Raw genomic sequence first — 16,429 nt, forward strand, 5'->3', positions numbered from 1 at the left:
CGTTGTCTCTGGCATGGCTGTGATGCTCACGCAGTGGTCGCCGGTGCCCTGGTCGGGGGAAACGGTTCCCCGTCCTGTTCTTCCGCCCCCGGCGGGTGCCTCCGCACCCACGCCCATCTACGAGACGCTCGTACGCGAGTGGTCCCTGGCCGGTCGCACCGTGCCGGGTCAGGGAGGCCGTCACGGCCGCACCGAGCCCGTGGAGACCGGCGGGCGGTGGTGGCGCACGGAGGAGGCGCAGCCGTCCTACGGGGGCCCTTCGCCGGTGGCGCCCGGTCCTGCCGCGTACGGCGGCGGGGTGTACGGCGGCAATGGGGGCGACCTGCACGGCGGCAACGGCGGTGACGTGTACGGCACTTCGGTCGAGCGGTACAGCTCCTCCGCGGAGCGGCACGCCACCGGTACGAAGGGATACGGCACCTCCGCCGCCCCCTACCGAAGCATCGCGCCCTATGTGGGCGTCTCCGGCTACGGGGACGGGGGCGACGACGCGGGCGGCCGTGCAGCGGAGGCGCGACCGGCGGAGGGTGCGGCCGGCGAGACCGAGGCGGCGGCCGCCGATCGGGCGGAGGCGGAGGAGCGTCCGCCCGCGTGGGAGCGCGTGGCGATTCTCTGATGCGTCCGGGCCGGTTCGGTGCCGTGGGGCGGTGGCTGGCATGGAGGCCCGGGTCGTGGACGGCAGGATCGTGCGCCGCCCGCCCGGCGTCGGCCCGCGTGCTCAGGCGAGGGCGGCGGTCAGCAGGGTGAAGGTTCCATGATCTGACACGCCGTCCCGGCAGGCACGCAGTCGGGGTCCTCGGACCCCGTCGCCTGCCCTGCGGCATCGCTGGTGGCGTGATCACCGGCAGGTGATGGATGCGCTCGGATGGAAGTCCCAGGCGCACCGAAAGGCCGGTTCGCCGAGAGAGGTTGGGGTGGATGCGCCGACGGTCCGTTGGTGGAGGTTCGGTGCCGGTCGTCGTGATCGACTCGTGATCACCCACGGAACCGGCGTGCTGACGGGGCGTGTTGGCGCGTCCGTATTGCTCATCGATGGGCGGGAAGTCCCTGCCAAAGCGTAGGCAAAATCAGCGACCCGGCTTGGTTTCCCCGCTGTGGGTCTATTAACGTTCGATAACGCAGCGCGGTCGTCACTGCCGTCACTCCAGGCGGCACCGTGCGCCGTCGCCTAATCCCGCACGTGGGTCACGCGAGTCTCACCACTCGCGCCGGCACACCGAGGGAGCCGGGGAACCACCTTTCAGGGGTGAATCGGCGGTCCCGCCCAAGGACCGCTGTAGGAGACCTTCCTGCTCCGAACCCGTCAGCTAACCCGGTAGGCGAGAAGGAAGGAAAGGAGAGCGCCCCCAGTGGCGTCCACCAGGCATGCCCCCGAGGCCCGCGACTTCTACGGAAGCGGACACCTCGGCGACACCGACCTCACCACCGAGTTCCCCCAGTTCGAGGAGTCCTTCGACGCCACCGGCGCCTACGCCGTGCCGACCGTCTACGGGCCGGAGCAGGACGGGGCGTACGACGGGTGGAACCCGACCGCCGAATCGGTGCGCCCGGTGCGCGGCCGTCATCGCGTGGCGAAGCAGCGCGGCGGGATGGCTCGCAGCGGGGCGGTGCTCGGGGTCGGCATGATCGCGGCCGTCGGCGCGGGCGGAATGGCCACGGCCAAGGACAAGCCGGCCTCCGTCACGATGGCCGACATGTCCTCCCTCGCCGGCACGGTGGCGGACGAACTGCCCAGCGAGATAGGTGACCTGGTCCCCGTCGTCGACGGCTCGGCGGACACCACGACGGTCGCCGCTCAAGCGCCGCTCACCCAGGCCGGATTCAGCACCGAGACCGCTGCTCCGGAGGGGGACGCCGGGGAGTCCCTGCGGACCCGCATCCTGGCGCAGGCCGCCCAGCAGCAGTCGGCCGCCGACGCCACCGTCCGCGAGGACGCCGCCGACACCGCGCGCGCGGAGGCCGCCGAGGCCGCCGCGAAGAAGGCGGAGGCCGAGCGTGAGGCCGAGGCCGAGCGCAAGCGCGAAGCCGCCGAGGAGGCCCGCCGCAAGGCCGAGGCCGCACGGCTCGCCGAACTCGCCCGCAGCTACAGCGTGCCTCTCTCCTCGTACACGCTCAGTTCAAGCTACGGCGCCGGCGGCAGCATGTGGGAGAACGACCACACCGGCCAGGACTTCGCCGCGCAGACCGGCACCCCGGTGATGGCCGTGCACAGCGGCACCGTGAAGGAGGCCGGCTGGGCCGGCTCGTACGGCTACCGCGTCGTACTCGAACTCGACGACGGCACCGAGGTCTGGTACTGCCACCTGTCCTCGATGAACGTCTCCGCCGGGTCCGAGGTCAACACCAAGGACGTCATCGGCAACGTCGGCTCCACCGGCAACTCCACCGGACCGCACCTCCACCTGGAGGTCCGGCCGGGCGGCGGTTCGCCCGTCGACCCGCTGTCCTGGCTGCGTGGGAAGGGCCTGAACGTCTGACACCTTCCGCCCCGGGATTCCCTTCCACGTCCCTGAAGCAGGGACGGTGCCGCCGCCTCGTGCCCGTCGAGGCCTGTGACACCTCCTCCCCCCCACCGCAGTACTCGGCGACAAGGAGGGGCGAGGCGGCGGCGACCGGGAACCGGGGCGGGCGGCCACCGAGACTCCGGCGGTCCTGGCGGACCACCCCCCGACGCCAGGGCCGCCGGACCCTTTTCTAGCGCCGGCTCAGCAGGGCTTCCAGGAGGTCGGCGGCCCGTGTGGTGCCGCCCTCCGCGCGGGCGTCCTCGCGCAGCCGGGCGGACCGCCGGGCCACCTCGGGGTCGGAGGTGAGGGCGGTCAGCGCCGCGCGCAGCGACGCGGCGTTCGCGTCCGCGGTGTCGAGGCGGCGGGCCACGCCCAGTTCGACGAGGCGGTCCGCGTTCTGGAACTGCTCCGCGCCCTGCGGCACCGCGATCATCGGCACGCCCGTGAAGAGCCCTTCGCTGCTGCCGCCCATCCCGGCGTGCGTGACGAACGCGTCCGCCTGCCCCAGAATCGCCAACTGCGGTACCCAGGAGTGCACTTCGACGTTCGCCGGGATCTCGCCCAACTCGGACGGGTCGACGTAGCGGCCGATCTGCAGCACCACGTGCCAGCCGGGAAGGCCGCCGAAGGCGGCCAGGCACTGCCGGTAGAACTCCGGCTGCCGGGTGTACGCCGAACCGAGCGACACGAGCAGCACGTTCTCGGCCCCGGCCGGACGGGTCCACGCACCCTGGTCGGCGCGGTCCCCGAAGCAGGGCCCGACGAAACTCACCACATCGGGGTCCACGAGGTCGGCGTGCGGCTGCATCGCCCGGGGGATCATGGCCAGCGCGCGGTCGGGCAGCCCGACGAAGGACGGGCCGTCCGTCGTGGTCGCGCCGGATGCCTCGGCCCAGGCGGAGACGCGGTCGAAGTACTCCTGCGCGCCGGGCAGTTGCAGCATCTGCTTCAGGATGGCCTGTTCCTCGTCGTGCCAGGCCACATACGTCGGCGAGAGCTGCACCGCGGGGCGGCCCTGCCGCTCGGCGAGGGCGCGGACGGCGTAGCCGCCGATGTCGTAGAGGTAGAGGTCGGCGGGATCGTCCTCGTACACCGCCTCGATCTGCGGGAGCACGTGCATCGCGTCGTCCAGGAAGACGCTCATCGCGCCGACCGGGTCCTCCGGCCAGTCGTTGTCCGTCACCGGGAGCGTCGAGTCGAACGGCACGAACGTGGCACCGGTGCCGGTGACGAGGTCCGCGACGGCGTGCCCGTTGGCGTAGGTCACGCGGTGGCCGCGCGCCACCAGTTCGCGGATGATCTCCAGGCTCGGCAGCACGTGGCTGACGGCGGGCACACCGACCATGGCGATGTGGGCGCGCGGATGGGAGCGGGGCAGGTTCATGAGTCTCCTCGATGATCTACGGGCGTGACGGCATCGGCCCGTGGCAAAGGCCCGGGCACGGGTGACGCTGGCGGCGCGCTGCGCCGCGCTGACTCACTCGTAGATCTGCTGGAAGGAGTACATGCCGGCGAGGTTAGCCCGTGGCGCTCCGTGCTTCCACCGGGTTTCCGCCGGGCGGGGTCAGCGGCGGGGCTGACCGTAGGCGTGGCGGACGTGGAGGCGGACGACGAGGCGGCGGTCCGTGACCATCGAGCGGCGGTACTGGTTCCAGTCGCCGTGTTCGCCGGAGATCGCGCGGTAGACGTCGACCAGTTCCTCCACCGTCGCGTCGTACGGGTCCGCCGCGACGGCGGTCAGCTCCGCGTCGCCCTCGGCGACCGTCCAGGACCAGCCGTCGGCCGTCGTGACGTGGTAGCTCGCGCGCGGATCGCGAGCGAGGTTGCGGGTCTTGGCACGGTCCGCGGTGACCGACACCCGGACGATCCGCTGCTCCGGGTCGTACGCGTGCAGCACGTTGGACAGTTGCGGTCGGCCGTCCCGCTTCAGCGTCACCAGAACGCCCCGGTTCTGGTCCGTCAGCAGCGACAGCAGCGCCTCCTGCGGCACCTTCTCGTCCATGTCTCGCTCCTCCGCGCGTCGGGGAAGGGGCGGCGGCGCCCCCGGCACGCCCCTTCCCCCGGTCCTCGCAGGCCAAGCCCGCTGCGGGAGACGGATCAGCGCCGGGCGTCCCAGCGGCCGGGGTCGTCCTCCAGCGAGGCTCGCGCCCACCGCCCGTGCTCGGCGGCCGCCGCGTAGGTGTCCTGAAGGAAGGCCATGAGCGCGCCGTCCGGGTCCGGGGACGTCCGCACCGCCTCGTAGGGGAGCAGGAACTGCCCGTTCTGCGCGCTGTAGTACGCCTCGTCCGGCCGTACCGGGTGGTCCGCGAAGCCGTCCGGTTCGGGGTAGGCGTACGCGTAGAACGCGCCCTCCTCGCCGCCGCCCGGCCAGAAGCCGCAGCTGCTCAGTTCGCGGGAGTAGCCCTCGACCATCACCCAGTCACCGCAGTTGGGCGCGCCGCCGGGGTGCGGTGGTGCGGGGCGTCCGGAGAAGCGGGTGCAGGCCAGGTCCATCGCGCCCCAGAAGAAGTGCACGGGGCTGACCTTGCCGACGAAGTGCGAGCGGAACTCGCCCATCACCCGCTGCGCCTGGAGGAGTTGGCGCCAGAACAGCTGCGCGGCGCCGGGGTCGTAGGAGGCGTGCCGGTCGTCCTCGGCGAACGGGATGGCCGGCTCGACCTCGTTCGGGTGGCCCTGGATGGGGGCCTCGACGCCCAGTTCGTCCAGTGCGCGCATCGTCTCGGTGTGGAAGCGGGCCACCGACATGGGCTCCAGCGGTACGTGGCGCGTGCCGCTGGAGTCGCGGCGCAGCACCAGCCGGTGGTCGACGAAGTCGAACTCCACGTCGAAGGCCCCGTCGCGGTACGGCACGGCGGAGGTGGTCAGTCCGCGCGCGCTGACGTACAGGGTGACCTGCCACCAGTGGTTGACCAGCGGCGCGTGGGCCAGGCGCACCTTGCCCACGATCTGCGTCCACATGTGCAGGGTGTCGCGGGTGTCGGCCCAGTCGTCCACCCGCAGCCGCGGCCATGCCGCGGTCGCCCGTGCTGCTGTCCGGTCCGTCACGGCCGTGCCTCCCGGGTCGGCGTCGCCGGTCTCCCCTCGCAGGGTCGCCTGCGGTGCCCGGCCCGGCAAGTCAGGAGTTCCCGGCCTGCTGCGGCTCCTCCGCCTCCTCGGGCTGCGGCGCGGCGAGGTCCGTGCGGTGGAGTCGTGTCCGGCACCGGCCGGTGGCCGGTGCCGGACGGATCACTCGCGGGCGCCGCCGCCGGTCATGGCTTCGGCGAGGCGCAGGTGCCGGATGGCCTCGACCGGGCGGTTCTGGCGTTCGAGGGTGCGGCCGAGCACCAGGTGCGCGTACGCCTCCGCCGGGTCCTGTTCCAGCACGGCGCGGAGTTCGGCCTCGGCGCGTCCGAGCTGCGCGGAGTGGTAGTACGCGCGGGCCAGGAGGAGCCGAGTGCCGAGCTTCCGCGGTTCCGCGTCGACGAGCGGCCGCAGGATGCGGGCCGCACCGGCGTAGTCGCGGGCCTCGTAGAACAGCACGGCGCGCTCGTACTCCTGCATCGGCGTCGGCGTCGGCGTCCCGCCCGGGGGCGCGGGCGTGCTCCGGCTCGTCGGGCTGTCGGGGGTTGCGGGCGTCTCGGGTGTCATCGGCGGTCGCCCTCCGTCCTGGGGTCGGGGGAGCCGCCCCGAAGCTCCGCCGTGCCGGTGTCGGCGGTGGTGCGGTGCGGCAGCTCCTGTGGAGAGGTGGTGCCCAGCCGTCCGGTCTGGAAGTCCTCGAAGGCCTGGACGATCTCGGCCCGGGTGTTCATGACGAACGGTCCGTAGCGGGCCACCGGCTCGCGGATCGGCAGGCCGCCGAGCAGCAGGATCTCCCAGCCGGTGCGGCTGCCGTTGTAGTCCTGGCCGGGCGCCGCCTCGAGGGTGAGTGCGGAGCCGGGCCCGAAGACCGCGAGCTGCCCCTCCTCCAGCGGGCGCCGTTCCGAACCGACCGTGCCGCGCCCGGCCAGGACGTACGCCATGGCGTTGAAGTCGTCGGGCCAGGGCAGCGCGAGCTGCGCGCCGGGGCTGACGGTGGCGTGCACGTAGGTGATGGGTGTCCGGGTCACGCCCGGTCCGCGGTGTCCGCCCAGGTCGCCGGCGATGACGCGGAGCAGCGCCCCGCCGTCGTCGCTGGAGAGCAGCACGGTCTCGGCGGCCTTGATGTCCTGGTAGCTGGGGTCCGTCCACTTCAGCGACTTGGGCAGGTTGACCCAGAGCTGGACGCCGTGGAAGAGGCCGCCGGTGGCGACGAAGTCCTGCGGCGGCAGCTCGGAGTGCAGCACTCCGGCGCCGGCGGTCATCCACTGGGTGGCGCCCTCGGTGATGAGGCCGCCTCCGCCGGTGGAGTCCTGGTGCTCGAAGGCGCCGTCCATCATGTAGGTGACGGTCTCGAAGCCGCGATGCGGATGCCAGGGTGCGCCCTTGGCCTCGCCGGGGCCGTATTCGACGGCGCCGAGGTGGTCCAGGAGCAGGAACGGGTCGGCGAGCGAGAGGTCGATCCCGGGGAAGGGGCGGCGGACCTCGAAGCCCTCGCCCTCCTTGTGCCGTCGCGCGGTGACGGTCTTCGCCACCGGACGCCAGGCGGTGCCGGCCCCGGAGGGGCGGGCGACGCGGGGCAGGGCCAGGGTGTCGGCGGTCACGGCGGGCATGGTTGCTCCCTTCCACGGACTCCGGGTGCCCCCGGAGCGACGTCCCTCCCGGCAACCTGGTTGAAAGTCGAACTATTCCTGGGGTCGAATCCCGCAACCATCCGTGTGCACCTTGTCGCAGACCGCAACCACGGCCGGGGTCGGCGCGTTGAGCATGGGGACCGGCGTCGCCGCCGGTCCGCGAACCGTACGCACGTACGCGCCTGGAGCACCGCATGCACGTCCACCGCGCCCGCCGTCCCCGCCGCAGGGCAGCCGCCGCCCACGTCCTCGCCGCTCTCGCCGTCGTCACGGCGGCGCCGATCCTCGCCCCGGCGCCAGCCGGGGCCGTACTGCCGCCGGTCAGCGACCACCTCTTGCTCACCGTCTCCGACTCCGGCCACCCGGCGCGCGACGGCCGGTTCGAGCTGTTCTGCCACCCCGCGGGCGGTGACCACCCGCGCGCGGAGGCGGCCTGCGCGCGGCTGGACGAGCTGACGGTGTGGGGCAGCGACCCGTTCGCCCCCGCTCCGGAGGGGACCCTGTGCACCAGCCTCTACGGCGGCCCGGCGACCGCGCACGTCGAGGGCATGTGGGCCGGGCGCCCGGTGAACGCGGACTTCGGTCGCGCCACCGGCTGCGAGACCGCCCGCTGGGACGACCTCGTGCCTTTCCTCCCCCGCACCCGCCTCTGAGGCGTCGCCGGGCCCGGCGCCCGAAAACCCCTCGCGGACCGTGCCGCCCGCGCGGCACCCTCCGTACGTATGGGGAGCCGAAGTACCGCATCCGCGGCGCGCGACGACACGACCGTCACCGCCTACCAGGCGTGCGCGCCACAGCTGGGCCTGCCCGCGGCGCGGGACGGGCGCTTCCGGCTGCCTGGCGCGAGGCGCCGAAGGTCGCTCCGACGCGGGTGACGGGGGCACCTCCCATGGCCGGAGGCCTATGGGGGAGGGTTCCCGGACGCGGCCTGCACCCGCGGCCGTTGGCGCACCGTTCGCTGCGGCTCGGCCCGTCCGGGGAGGCCGTCCGCCGCTACGCCGACGCGTGGATCACCGGCATCTGTGACGTCAGGCACGAGACGTGTGGGGTGGGTGGGGCTGGCAGGGCGCCGGGGACGCGAGGGACGTTCGACGTTCGACCAAACCGGTCCGCCGAGGCAGCCTCTTTGGCGAACGCCTAACCGGAGGACCGCACTTGTGTGCGTCGATCACTCTCCGATGTGATGTGGTAGCTCACGGTTCTGTGCACGCTCCGGTCGCGGACGCGCCCCGGGCTCCGCCGCCGACCACGGCGGGCCCCCGCGACCGGCAGCCGTGCCGACCTCCGGGCCGGACAGGCCCAGCCCCCGCCATCGACCGAGGAGAGTCGTGACCCCCATCCTGTTCGTCTACGCCAAGGGCGGCCCGCCGCTGGAGTACGCGATACCGAGGATCGCCGCCCACGCCGAGGTGCACGTGCTGGCGCTCGCGCCGCTGCCCGAGGTCACCGCCCCGACGTGGCGGCCGAGTTGCGCCTCGATCACCGAGGAGGCGCCGCGCGAGGGGGACGGACTGGTCGAGCTGATCTGCGAGCACGCGGAGCTGGTGGGGGCCGGCGCCGTGACGACGCTCTCCGAGTACGCCGTGGTGGCCGTCGCGCACGCCTGCCGCCGCCTCGGCCTGGCCGGTGCGGGCGGGAACGTCGAAGCCGCCCGCGACAAGCGACTGATGCGCCACCGCTGGCACCAGGCCGGCGTCCCGGTGCCCGGCTTCCAGCCGGTCCGCGAAGCCGCCGACATCGACGCGGCCTTCGACCGGCTGCGCCCGCCGCTGCTGCTCAAAGCCGCCTGGAGCGCGGGCTCCACCGCCCACGTGCGGGTCGAGGACCGCACGCAGGCCGAACGCGCCTGGCAGCTCGGCCGCGATGTCATGGCCGCGTCCGCGACCGAGGGGTACGCCGAACTCCACTCCGCCCGCGACGGCGTGAGCGACTTCCTCCTGGAGGAGATCGTCACCGGCCGCGCCGACGCCTGGTTCGGCACCGACAGCAAGCACGCCTGGGGCGACTACGTGTCCGTCGAGGGCATCGTCGCCGACGGCGTCTACCACCCGCTGTGCCTCACCGGCCGGATGCCGACCATCCCGCCGTTCACCGAACGCGCCGGGATCGCCCCGGTGGCGCTGCCACCGGCGGCTCAGCGCCGCATCGAGGAGGTGTCGCGGGCCGCCGTCGACGCCCTCAACCTCGACACCTGCGCCACCCACACCGAGATCAAGCTCGGCGCCGACGGTGAGATGTGGGTCATCGAGACCGCCGCCCGCTTCGGCGGCGTGATGACCACCCGCCAGGTCGAGGCGGTACACGGACTGGACATGCTGGGCATGCTGGTCCGCCAACTCCTCGGCGAGCCCGTGAACTACCCGGAGCGGATGCTGACCGGGGGCACCGGCGAAGGGCCGGGCGCCGCCGGCTCCCTGGTGGTGCTGGCCGCCGACCCGGAGGGCCGGCCGTGGCAGGACCTCCCGCCGTGGAACTTCGCCGCCGTCGACTGGCACGAACTGCTCAGCGAAGGCACCCGCATCGAACTGGTGCGGGAGGCCGCCCTGCCCGACGGCACACCGATGCCCGCGTACACCGAGGCCGGCGGCGCCAACGCGATGGCCGCTCTGTGCTTCCTGACCGCAGATTCCGAGCAGGCGCTGCTCGCCGACTGCGAGCACGTGATCGCCGCCCTGCCCCGCGCCCTGGCCGACGCCGCCGCCCGCACGGGTGAGGACGAGGCGCTCCCGGGGCAGGGCACGACGGACCGCACGGACCGTACCGACGACGCGGAGGCCGACGTATGAGCACCCCGAGCACCCGGACCAGCACCGGCACGGCGGCGACCCCCGACAACGCAGGCCCGGCGGCCGTCCCCGCCCAGGGCGGCGGTCCGTCCGGCGAGCACCGGCACGGCGCCGTCCTCGGCGGCCTGCTCACGCTCCCGCTGTTCGAGCAGCTGTGCGGCGTACTCGGTGGCCACCCGTACGTGAAGGTCGTCGTGGACCGGCACGAGGGCGTCTGGCACGTCCTCGACAGCTCCGTCCACTCCTTCCACGTCAACTACATCGCCACCGAAGTCCTGGGCATGACCCTGGACGAACTCGACGCCGACCTCGACGGGTTCAACCACTCCGTCTACCACGACCCCGAACGGCGCTTCCTGCTCGGCGTGCTGTCCCTGCACACCGGCGGCGACGCCGTCCCGCAAGACCGGGCCGCGCAGCCGTTCATGGTCCTGGAGACCACCGAGGCCGACACCATGGGAGCCGCCCTGCTCACCGAGTTCTACACCGAGGTCCGCGCGCACCTCGACGAAGCGCTCGCCCTGGCCGTTAAACCCGCCAACCACGGCCAGGAGAACGCCGTCGCCGCCGTCCCCGAGACGGACCTGCCGCGTGCGCAGGGCCACGAGCTGTTCTCCGCCGCGCCCTTCGTGCCGCTCACCCTCGGCACCGCGACCGGGCGGCTGCGCCGCTTCGCCGACGAGGACGACTACCGGGCCGCCCGCGCCGGCCTCGCCTGGTACGACATCGTGGCCATGCCCGTCGTCCCCGACGACATCCCGCGCATCGCCGGCCTCCTCAACGCGCAGCCCACCACGCCGCTCTCGCACACCAACATGCTCGCCGCGGGCTGGGGCGTGCCCAACGCCATCGTGCGCGACGCCCTGGACCGCATCGACGACGAGAAGCTCGACGGCGCCTGGGTCTCCTACGAGGTCACCACCGAGGGCGCCCGCCTGGAACGCACCGAGGAGCCCGCCGACCTCACCGAACCCGCCTGGCACACCCAGCGCATCCGCATCGACGCGCCCAGCCGCGACGACCTGCCGATCGTGCCGCTGGCCGCGCTGCGGACCGGCGACCGGCACGCGTACGGCACCAAGGCCGCCAACCTCGGCGAACTGCACCACGTACTGCGGAACGGCTCCGCACGCCTCACCGGCTACTACGCGGTGCCGCGCCCGCCCCGCGCCGACCTCCTCGGCCACCTCGCCACCCGGCTCGGCGCGAGCGGCCAGGGCGAGGAACTCGCCGAAGCCGCGGACGGCTTCCTCGCCCGCCACGTCAAGGCGCCCGAGGGCGTCGCGGTGCCGTTCTCGCTGCAGCAGCGCTTCCTGGACTCCTCGCCCGCCATCCAGCAGAGCATCGGCAAGCTGAAGATGGCCCTCGAACTGGGTGCCATGGACGCCGTGGACGCCGTCTGCGTGCAGCTGCAGCACCTGGTGCGCACCACGCCCGTCCCCGACGACATGGCCCGCACGCTCGACGCCCACCTCGTACGCCACCTGGCCGGAGCCCAGCGCTTCGCGGTGCGGTCCTCGTCCAACGCCGAAGACCTGCCCGGCTTCTCCGCCGCCGGTATCTACGAGTCGCACACCCAGGTCACCGACCTGCCGGGCGCCCTGGACGCGATCCGCCAGGTGTGGGCCTCACTGCTCTCCCCGCGCAGCGTGCGCCTGCGGCACGAGGCCGGCATCTCGCTGGACGACACCTACATGGGCGTCATCGTGCAGCGCTACGAGCCGTCGCCGCTCGGCGGCGTGATGGTCACCTGCAACCCGACCAACCGCGCCGACTTCCGCAACGTCTACCTCAACTGCGCCCACGGCTCCACGGCCGCGGTGGTGGACGGGTCGACGCTGCCCATGCAGTACCTCTACAACACGGTCGAGGGCGGCGGCCGCACGCTGTCGCTGGGCGCGGCGGACACCGACCTGGACGTGGAGACCCGCGAACGGCTGGCCCGGCTCGCGCTCGCGGGACGCCTGCTCCAGTCCCACTTCGCGACGGACTACACCTTCGCGGCACCGCTGGACGTCGAGTGGCTCCTCACGGCGGAGGGACGGCTGCACGTCCTGCAACTCCGTCCCTACAACGCGTAGTCCGGCCCGCCGGGGCGACGGTCCCCCGGGACGGAGCGCGTCGCCCGGTTCGGCGGGGGGGACGCCTGACGGCGTGCACCGCCGGGCCGGGCCGCGCCCGGCCGGTCCCGTGCGGGAGCGGCGGGGTGGCGCCGGTCTCCCGACGCCCGACGCCCGACGCCCCCGCGCACGCACCACCACACCACCGAACCCGAGGCCAGGTCCGTACCCCCATGCCCCGCACCAGCAAGCCCCGCTTCACCTGGAAGTCCGCGCCGCCGGCGCAGGCGAAGCGCCTGATCCGGCTCAACAACGGCTTCCAGCTGCTCTTCAACCTCCTGTGGTGGATGCCGGTCTTCTACCAGTACCAGCGCGACGCCGGCCTTTCCGACGCCCAGATCTTCGCCATCCAGGGCGCGTACTACGTGTCCTTCTGCGTCCTGGAGATACCCACCGGCTTCCTCGCCGACCGGATCGGGCACCGGCGTGCCCTCCAGCTCGGCGCGGCCGTGATGGTGGCCGCGAACCTGATCCCCGTCGCGTCCCCGTCCGTGACCGGCTTCCTGCTGCACTTCCTCACCATCGCCACCGCGCGATCCCTCGTCTCGGGCGCCGCGAGCGCCTACCTGTACGAGTCGCTGCACGCCCGCGGCGCCGGCGAGCACTACGTGCAGGCCGAGGGCACCGCCCGTTCCATCGGCCTGTGGGCGAAGATCGGCTGCTGGCCGCTGGTCGGCGTGCTGATGCAGATGCGCCAGGAACTGCCGTACGTGCTCACGGCCGTGTGCGCGCTCGGCGCGCTGGCGTGCGCGGTCGCCCTGCCACGCCTCGCCGCGCCCACATCTCCGCGCACGGCTCCCGCCTCTGCCGTGGCGACCGGACCCGCCGACGGCGACGGCGACGGGAAGGGCACCGGACTGCTGACCTCACTGTTCGGCGCCCTCGCCGTCTTCCGCCGCTCCTCCGCACTCGGCCCGCTCATGCTCCAGGGCGTCGCCCTCTTCACCCTCGCCCGCATCTGCCAGGTCAACCTGTTCCAGCCGCTGCTGATCGACAAGGACGTCCCGCTCACCCAGCACGGCGCGATCCTGTCCGCCATGACCATCGCCGAAGCGGTCGCCTCCGCCCGCCCCGAGTGGCTCCGGCGCCGACTCGCCGACACCACCTCCGTCACCGTCCTGAGCCTGGTCCTGGCCTTCACCCTCGCCGCGACCACCACGGCAGGGGGAGCCGGAACCGTCGTCTGGCTCTGCCTGTTCGCCGCCGTGACCGGCCTCGCCTTCCCCATCCAGCGCAACCTGGTCAACTCCGCGATCCCCGACTCCCGGCACCGCGCGACGCTGCTGTCCCTGGAGTCGATGCTGGACCGAGGCGTGTGCGCGCTGGCCGCCGTCGCGGTGGGCGCCTACCTCGCCGCCGACCGCCTCGACGCGCTGCTGGTGCACTCCGCTCTGGGCACGTGCGTGCTGCTGGCCGCCGTCGCCCTGGTCCTGCGCCGCCTCCGCCGCCGTGGAGCCCCCGGCCTCGCCGGAAGGGCTTCTCTCCCCGCCCCGCGCGACGCCGCTCTGCGCGACGCCGCTCCGCGCGACGCCGCCCCGCGCGCCCCCGACGCAGGCGACTCCACTCCGCATGCTCCGGCCGACCGCCGGAAGTAGAACGTCCCGTCCGCGCCCGGCCCGCGAAACGGCCGCCGCCGTCAGGCGTACCGGACGACGCTGGGACGTGGCGGCCAGGCCGTCGCGTCCAGCAGGCCCGCGCAGTAGGCGCGGGCCACCAGCGCGGGCCGCGACGGCGCGTCCAGCAGGCTGCGCAGCCGCCGCAAGTGGTAGTCCAGCGCCTGCCGGGACAGCCCGAGTGCCGCCGCGATCGCCGTGTTCGGTTCCCCGGCGGCCAGCATCACCAGCACCCGCAGCTGCACCGGGCTCACCCGTGGCCGCCCGGCGAACTCCGCCCCCACCGGCGCCAGTACGGCCACCACCGCGGCCGGCTCCCCGGCCCGCCGGACCAGCGACAGGTCCGCCCGTACGGGCCGCCCGCCCCCGGCCGTACGCAGCACCAGGACGCCGCCGCACCGTGCGAGCCGCCCCTCCGTCAACGCCCGCCACGCGCCGCCCGGCAACGCGCCGGACGCGTCCTCGACGTGCTCGGCCACGCGGTCGCCCTCCACGACGCCACGCGGCAGCCCCAGCAGCGCCGCCGCTGCCGCGTTCACCCGCCGCACCCGCCCGTCGAGCCCCAGCGTCACCACCGCCAGCCCGGAACGCTCCCGCAGCGCGTGCAGTTCCTCCCCGGCCGCCGCCATCTCCTCCAGGGCCCGGTGGTGGTCGGTCACGTCCACGTAGATGCCGCCGACGCGGCAGGCCTGGCCGCGCAGCCCGTTCAGCGCGAACCGGTGCCCGACCGCCTGGCCGGGGGCGCCGCCCGCGTGCAGGAAGTGGATCACGTGCCGCACCGGCCGTCCCGACGTCAGCACCTCGCGGTCGAGTTCGCGTGCGGTTGCCGCGTCCTCGGGCGGGTCGACGTCCTCGACCGTCCGCCCGACCACGGCCTCGGGCGCCCGCCCGTACAGGTGCGCGTAGGCGGCGTTCACCCACAGGTAGCGGCCGCGGTCGTCCCGCACGAAGGCAGCGGCCGGGGAGTACGCGGCCAGCGCCTCGAACCACTCCGCTGCCTCTTCCCCCACCGCCACACCCGTACCCCCATCACCACGTCGAGCCCTCATGCTGGACCACTCGGCCCCCGCGGTCACCACCCCCGCCGCGCCCGTATCGTGAGCCGCTCGCACCGGAACAGCCCGCAGCCCCTGAGGAGGCGCCCGTGAGCTCGCCCCCGCTGTGGATCGGCGGGCCGCCCGGGGCCGGGAAGAGCACCGTCGCCCGGCTGATCACCCGGCGCCGCGGACTGCGCTGGTACCAGGCGGACACGCGTACCTGGGAGCACCGCGACCGGGCGCTCGCCGCCCGGCACCCCGAGGCCGTCCGCTTCGAGCAACTCTCCCCGGAGCAGCGCTGGTCGGCACCCGACGACGCGCTCCTCGCCATGTCGCTCCACCGCGAACGCGGCCCGATGATCGCTGACGACGTCCGCGCCCTGCCCGACCGCCCTGCCACCGTCGTCGAGGGCACCCCCGTCGTCCCGGCGGTCGTCGGGCGGGACGAACCCTCCGTGTGGCTGCTGCCCGCACCCGGCCTGCAGCGCCGGCGCCTCTCCCGGCGCGGGCCGCACCCGGCCGGGACCCTCCGCCTGTACGAGCTGCTCGCGGACAAGATCGAGGCCGACGCGAACGCCCACGGAGCCACAGTCCTCCGCATCCACGAGAAGACCACGGTGGCGCAGGCCGTGGCGGCGGTCGAGGAGATCTTCGCCGACGCCCTCGCCGCCTGCCCCGCTGCCACCACCGCGGCCGAACGGCGCGCGCTCCTCCGCGACGCCAACCGCGCCGTCGTCGACCAGCACCTGGCGTTCTTCGCCCGCCCCTGGTCCACGGGCGACCCGGCGGCCGCCGTCGTGGACTTCGCCTGCGAGTGCGGTGCACCCGACTGCCTCGCCGATGTGCCCCTCGCGGTCACCGCCCACCCGTCAGGGCCGGGCGGGCCGCCCCTCCTCGCCGCCGGGCACCGGGCCCCCGCTTGACGCCTGCCGCGTGACGCCTGTCGCCGGCCCGGTCCGCAGGGCTCAGCGCTGGCACAGGCTCCTGCTGTACGCGTCGATGTCCGCCCCGCCACCGCGCAGCGTGACCGTCGCGTTCACCCGCTCCCCGGACCGGTACGCGTCCCGGTCGAGCACGGTCCTGACCTCCGGCGCGTTCACACCGAGCGCGCTCAGGAACTTGCGGAATGCTATGCGGGGCGCCTCCCCCTCGTATGGGTCCCTACCCCCGGCACCTTGCGCACGCCCGGTGCCCCCGCCGGGCGGAACCAGGTCTTCCGGCGCCGGCGAACTCCCGTCCCGCCGGGCTCACATCGCCGCGACGACCGCGGACGTCAGCAGCAGCAACGCGACCGCCAGCACGATTCCGCCGAACACCATCAGCGTCACGGCCGTGCCCTTCGGCGTCGGCGCACCGTCCACCAGGGCCCGCGACGGGTGCCGCGGGTCGTACCGCACCGTCACCGGCGAACCGACGTGCAGCCAGCGCAGCGCCGCCGTGGGGAACCGTACGGCCCGGTGCCGCGGCTGCCCCTCCGCCGTGTGCCACAGCACGATGTGGGTGATGCGGTGGCCGTCGTCGGTCCGGCGGTACCGCACGTCGACCACCTGCCCCTGCACGGGCACGCCCGACCGCTCCAGCCGTCCGAGCCGGTCGTACATCACCCACCCCCAGACGAAGAGCGGCAGCCCCACCAGCAGGGCGGGCACGAACAGTACGAACAGCGCGGCCATCGGCCCTC

Annotated in this window: 15 protein-coding genes and 1 riboswitch; of the genes, 7 read left to right on the forward strand and 8 right to left on the reverse strand. The window is 73.8% G+C overall.

All coding sequences use genetic code 11. The annotated features are described in order from the left end of the window. Positions 1 to 13 precede the first annotated feature (13 nt). A complete protein-coding gene (locus E4198_RS13865) occupies positions 14 to 616 on the forward strand; it encodes a hypothetical protein (RefSeq protein WP_136183421.1) in 603 nt (200 codons plus the stop codon). 580 nt (positions 617 to 1,196) lie between these two features. Beyond that, positions 1,197 to 1,337, forward strand: a riboswitch (cyclic di-AMP (ydaO/yuaA leader). A gap of 138 nt (positions 1,338 to 1,475) precedes the next feature. After that, positions 1,476 to 2,477, forward strand: coding sequence for a M23 family metallopeptidase (locus E4198_RS13870; RefSeq protein ID WP_136185370.1), 1,002 nt, complete (start codon positions 1,476 to 1,478; stop codon positions 2,475 to 2,477). Between the two features lie 217 nt (positions 2,478 to 2,694). On the opposite strand, the gene E4198_RS13875 is transcribed toward E4198_RS13870, so the two are convergent. The 5 genes from E4198_RS13875 to E4198_RS13895 form a co-directional block, all read right to left on the reverse strand. After that, positions 2,695 to 3,888, reverse strand: coding sequence for a macrolide family glycosyltransferase (locus tag E4198_RS13875; RefSeq protein ID WP_136183422.1), 1,194 nt, complete (start codon positions 3,886 to 3,888; stop codon positions 2,695 to 2,697). Between the two features lie 180 nt (positions 3,889 to 4,068). Continuing rightward, positions 4,069 to 4,506, reverse strand: coding sequence for a PPOX class F420-dependent oxidoreductase (locus tag E4198_RS13880; RefSeq protein WP_136183423.1), 438 nt, complete (start codon positions 4,504 to 4,506; stop codon positions 4,069 to 4,071). A 95-nt stretch (positions 4,507 to 4,601) separates the two neighbouring features. Further along, positions 4,602 to 5,549: a DUF5996 family protein gene (locus E4198_RS13885; protein ID WP_136183424.1), complete on the reverse strand. Its 948-nt coding sequence runs from the start codon at positions 5,547 to 5,549 to the stop codon at positions 4,602 to 4,604. Between the two features lie 180 nt (positions 5,550 to 5,729). After that, positions 5,730 to 6,044, reverse strand: coding sequence for a tetratricopeptide repeat protein (locus tag E4198_RS13890; RefSeq protein ID WP_136185371.1), 315 nt, complete (start codon positions 6,042 to 6,044; stop codon positions 5,730 to 5,732). An 83-nt stretch (positions 6,045 to 6,127) separates the two neighbouring features. Beyond that, positions 6,128 to 7,171 carry a pirin family protein gene (locus E4198_RS13895; RefSeq protein ID WP_136183425.1) on the reverse strand — a complete coding sequence of 348 codons (1,044 nt, stop codon included), beginning with the start codon at positions 7,169 to 7,171 and terminating at the stop codon, positions 6,128 to 6,130. Between the two features lie 215 nt (positions 7,172 to 7,386). On the opposite strand from E4198_RS13895, the gene E4198_RS13900 reads away from it, so the two are divergent. The 4 genes from E4198_RS13900 (at position 7,387) to E4198_RS13920 (ending at position 13,693) form a co-directional block, all read left to right on the forward strand. Further along, complete coding sequence (locus E4198_RS13900) at positions 7,387 to 7,845, forward strand: SSI family serine proteinase inhibitor (RefSeq protein WP_136183426.1); 459 nt, start codon at positions 7,387 to 7,389, stop codon at positions 7,843 to 7,845. Positions 7,846 to 8,520: 675 nt separating this feature from the next. Beyond that, positions 8,521 to 9,978: an ATP-grasp domain-containing protein gene (locus tag E4198_RS13910; protein ID WP_247597677.1), complete on the forward strand. Its 1,458-nt coding sequence runs from the start codon at positions 8,521 to 8,523 to the stop codon at positions 9,976 to 9,978. Then, positions 9,975 to 12,059, forward strand: a complete 2,085-nt coding sequence (locus E4198_RS13915; RefSeq protein WP_168711428.1) for a PEP/pyruvate-binding domain-containing protein — start codon at positions 9,975 to 9,977, stop codon at positions 12,057 to 12,059. Before E4198_RS13910 ends, E4198_RS13915 begins: the two co-directional genes overlap by 4 nt. 212 nt (positions 12,060 to 12,271) lie before the next feature. Then, on the forward strand, positions 12,272 to 13,693 hold the full coding sequence (locus E4198_RS13920; protein WP_136183427.1) for an MFS transporter: 1,422 nt from the start codon (positions 12,272 to 12,274) through the stop codon (positions 13,691 to 13,693). Positions 13,694 to 13,734: 41 nt separating this feature from the next. On the opposite strand, the gene E4198_RS13925 is transcribed toward E4198_RS13920, so the two are convergent. Beyond that, positions 13,735 to 14,721 (reverse strand): PAS domain-containing protein, encoded by a 987-nt coding sequence (locus E4198_RS13925; protein WP_168711429.1) that lies wholly within the window; start codon positions 14,719 to 14,721, stop codon positions 13,735 to 13,737. Between the two features lie 134 nt (positions 14,722 to 14,855). Between E4198_RS13925 and E4198_RS13930 the strand changes: the two genes are divergently transcribed. Continuing rightward, on the forward strand, positions 14,856 to 15,671 hold the full coding sequence (locus E4198_RS13930) for a hypothetical protein (RefSeq protein WP_247597678.1): 816 nt from the start codon (positions 14,856 to 14,858) through the stop codon (positions 15,669 to 15,671). 42 nt (positions 15,672 to 15,713) lie between these two features. On the opposite strand, the gene E4198_RS25810 is transcribed toward E4198_RS13930, so the two are convergent. Continuing rightward, a complete protein-coding gene (locus E4198_RS25810) occupies positions 15,714 to 15,959 on the reverse strand; it encodes a sporulation protein (protein WP_136183429.1) in 246 nt (81 codons plus the stop codon). Positions 15,960 to 15,995: 36 nt separating this feature from the next. Then, positions 15,996 to 16,421, reverse strand: coding sequence for a DUF3592 domain-containing protein (locus E4198_RS13940; protein WP_136183430.1), 426 nt, complete (start codon positions 16,419 to 16,421; stop codon positions 15,996 to 15,998). Positions 16,422 to 16,429: the final 8 nt, after the last annotated feature.

Source organism: Streptomyces sp. RKND-216 (assembly GCF_004795255.1).
Classification (GTDB): domain Bacteria; phylum Actinomycetota; class Actinomycetes; order Streptomycetales; family Streptomycetaceae; genus Streptomyces; species Streptomyces hazeniae.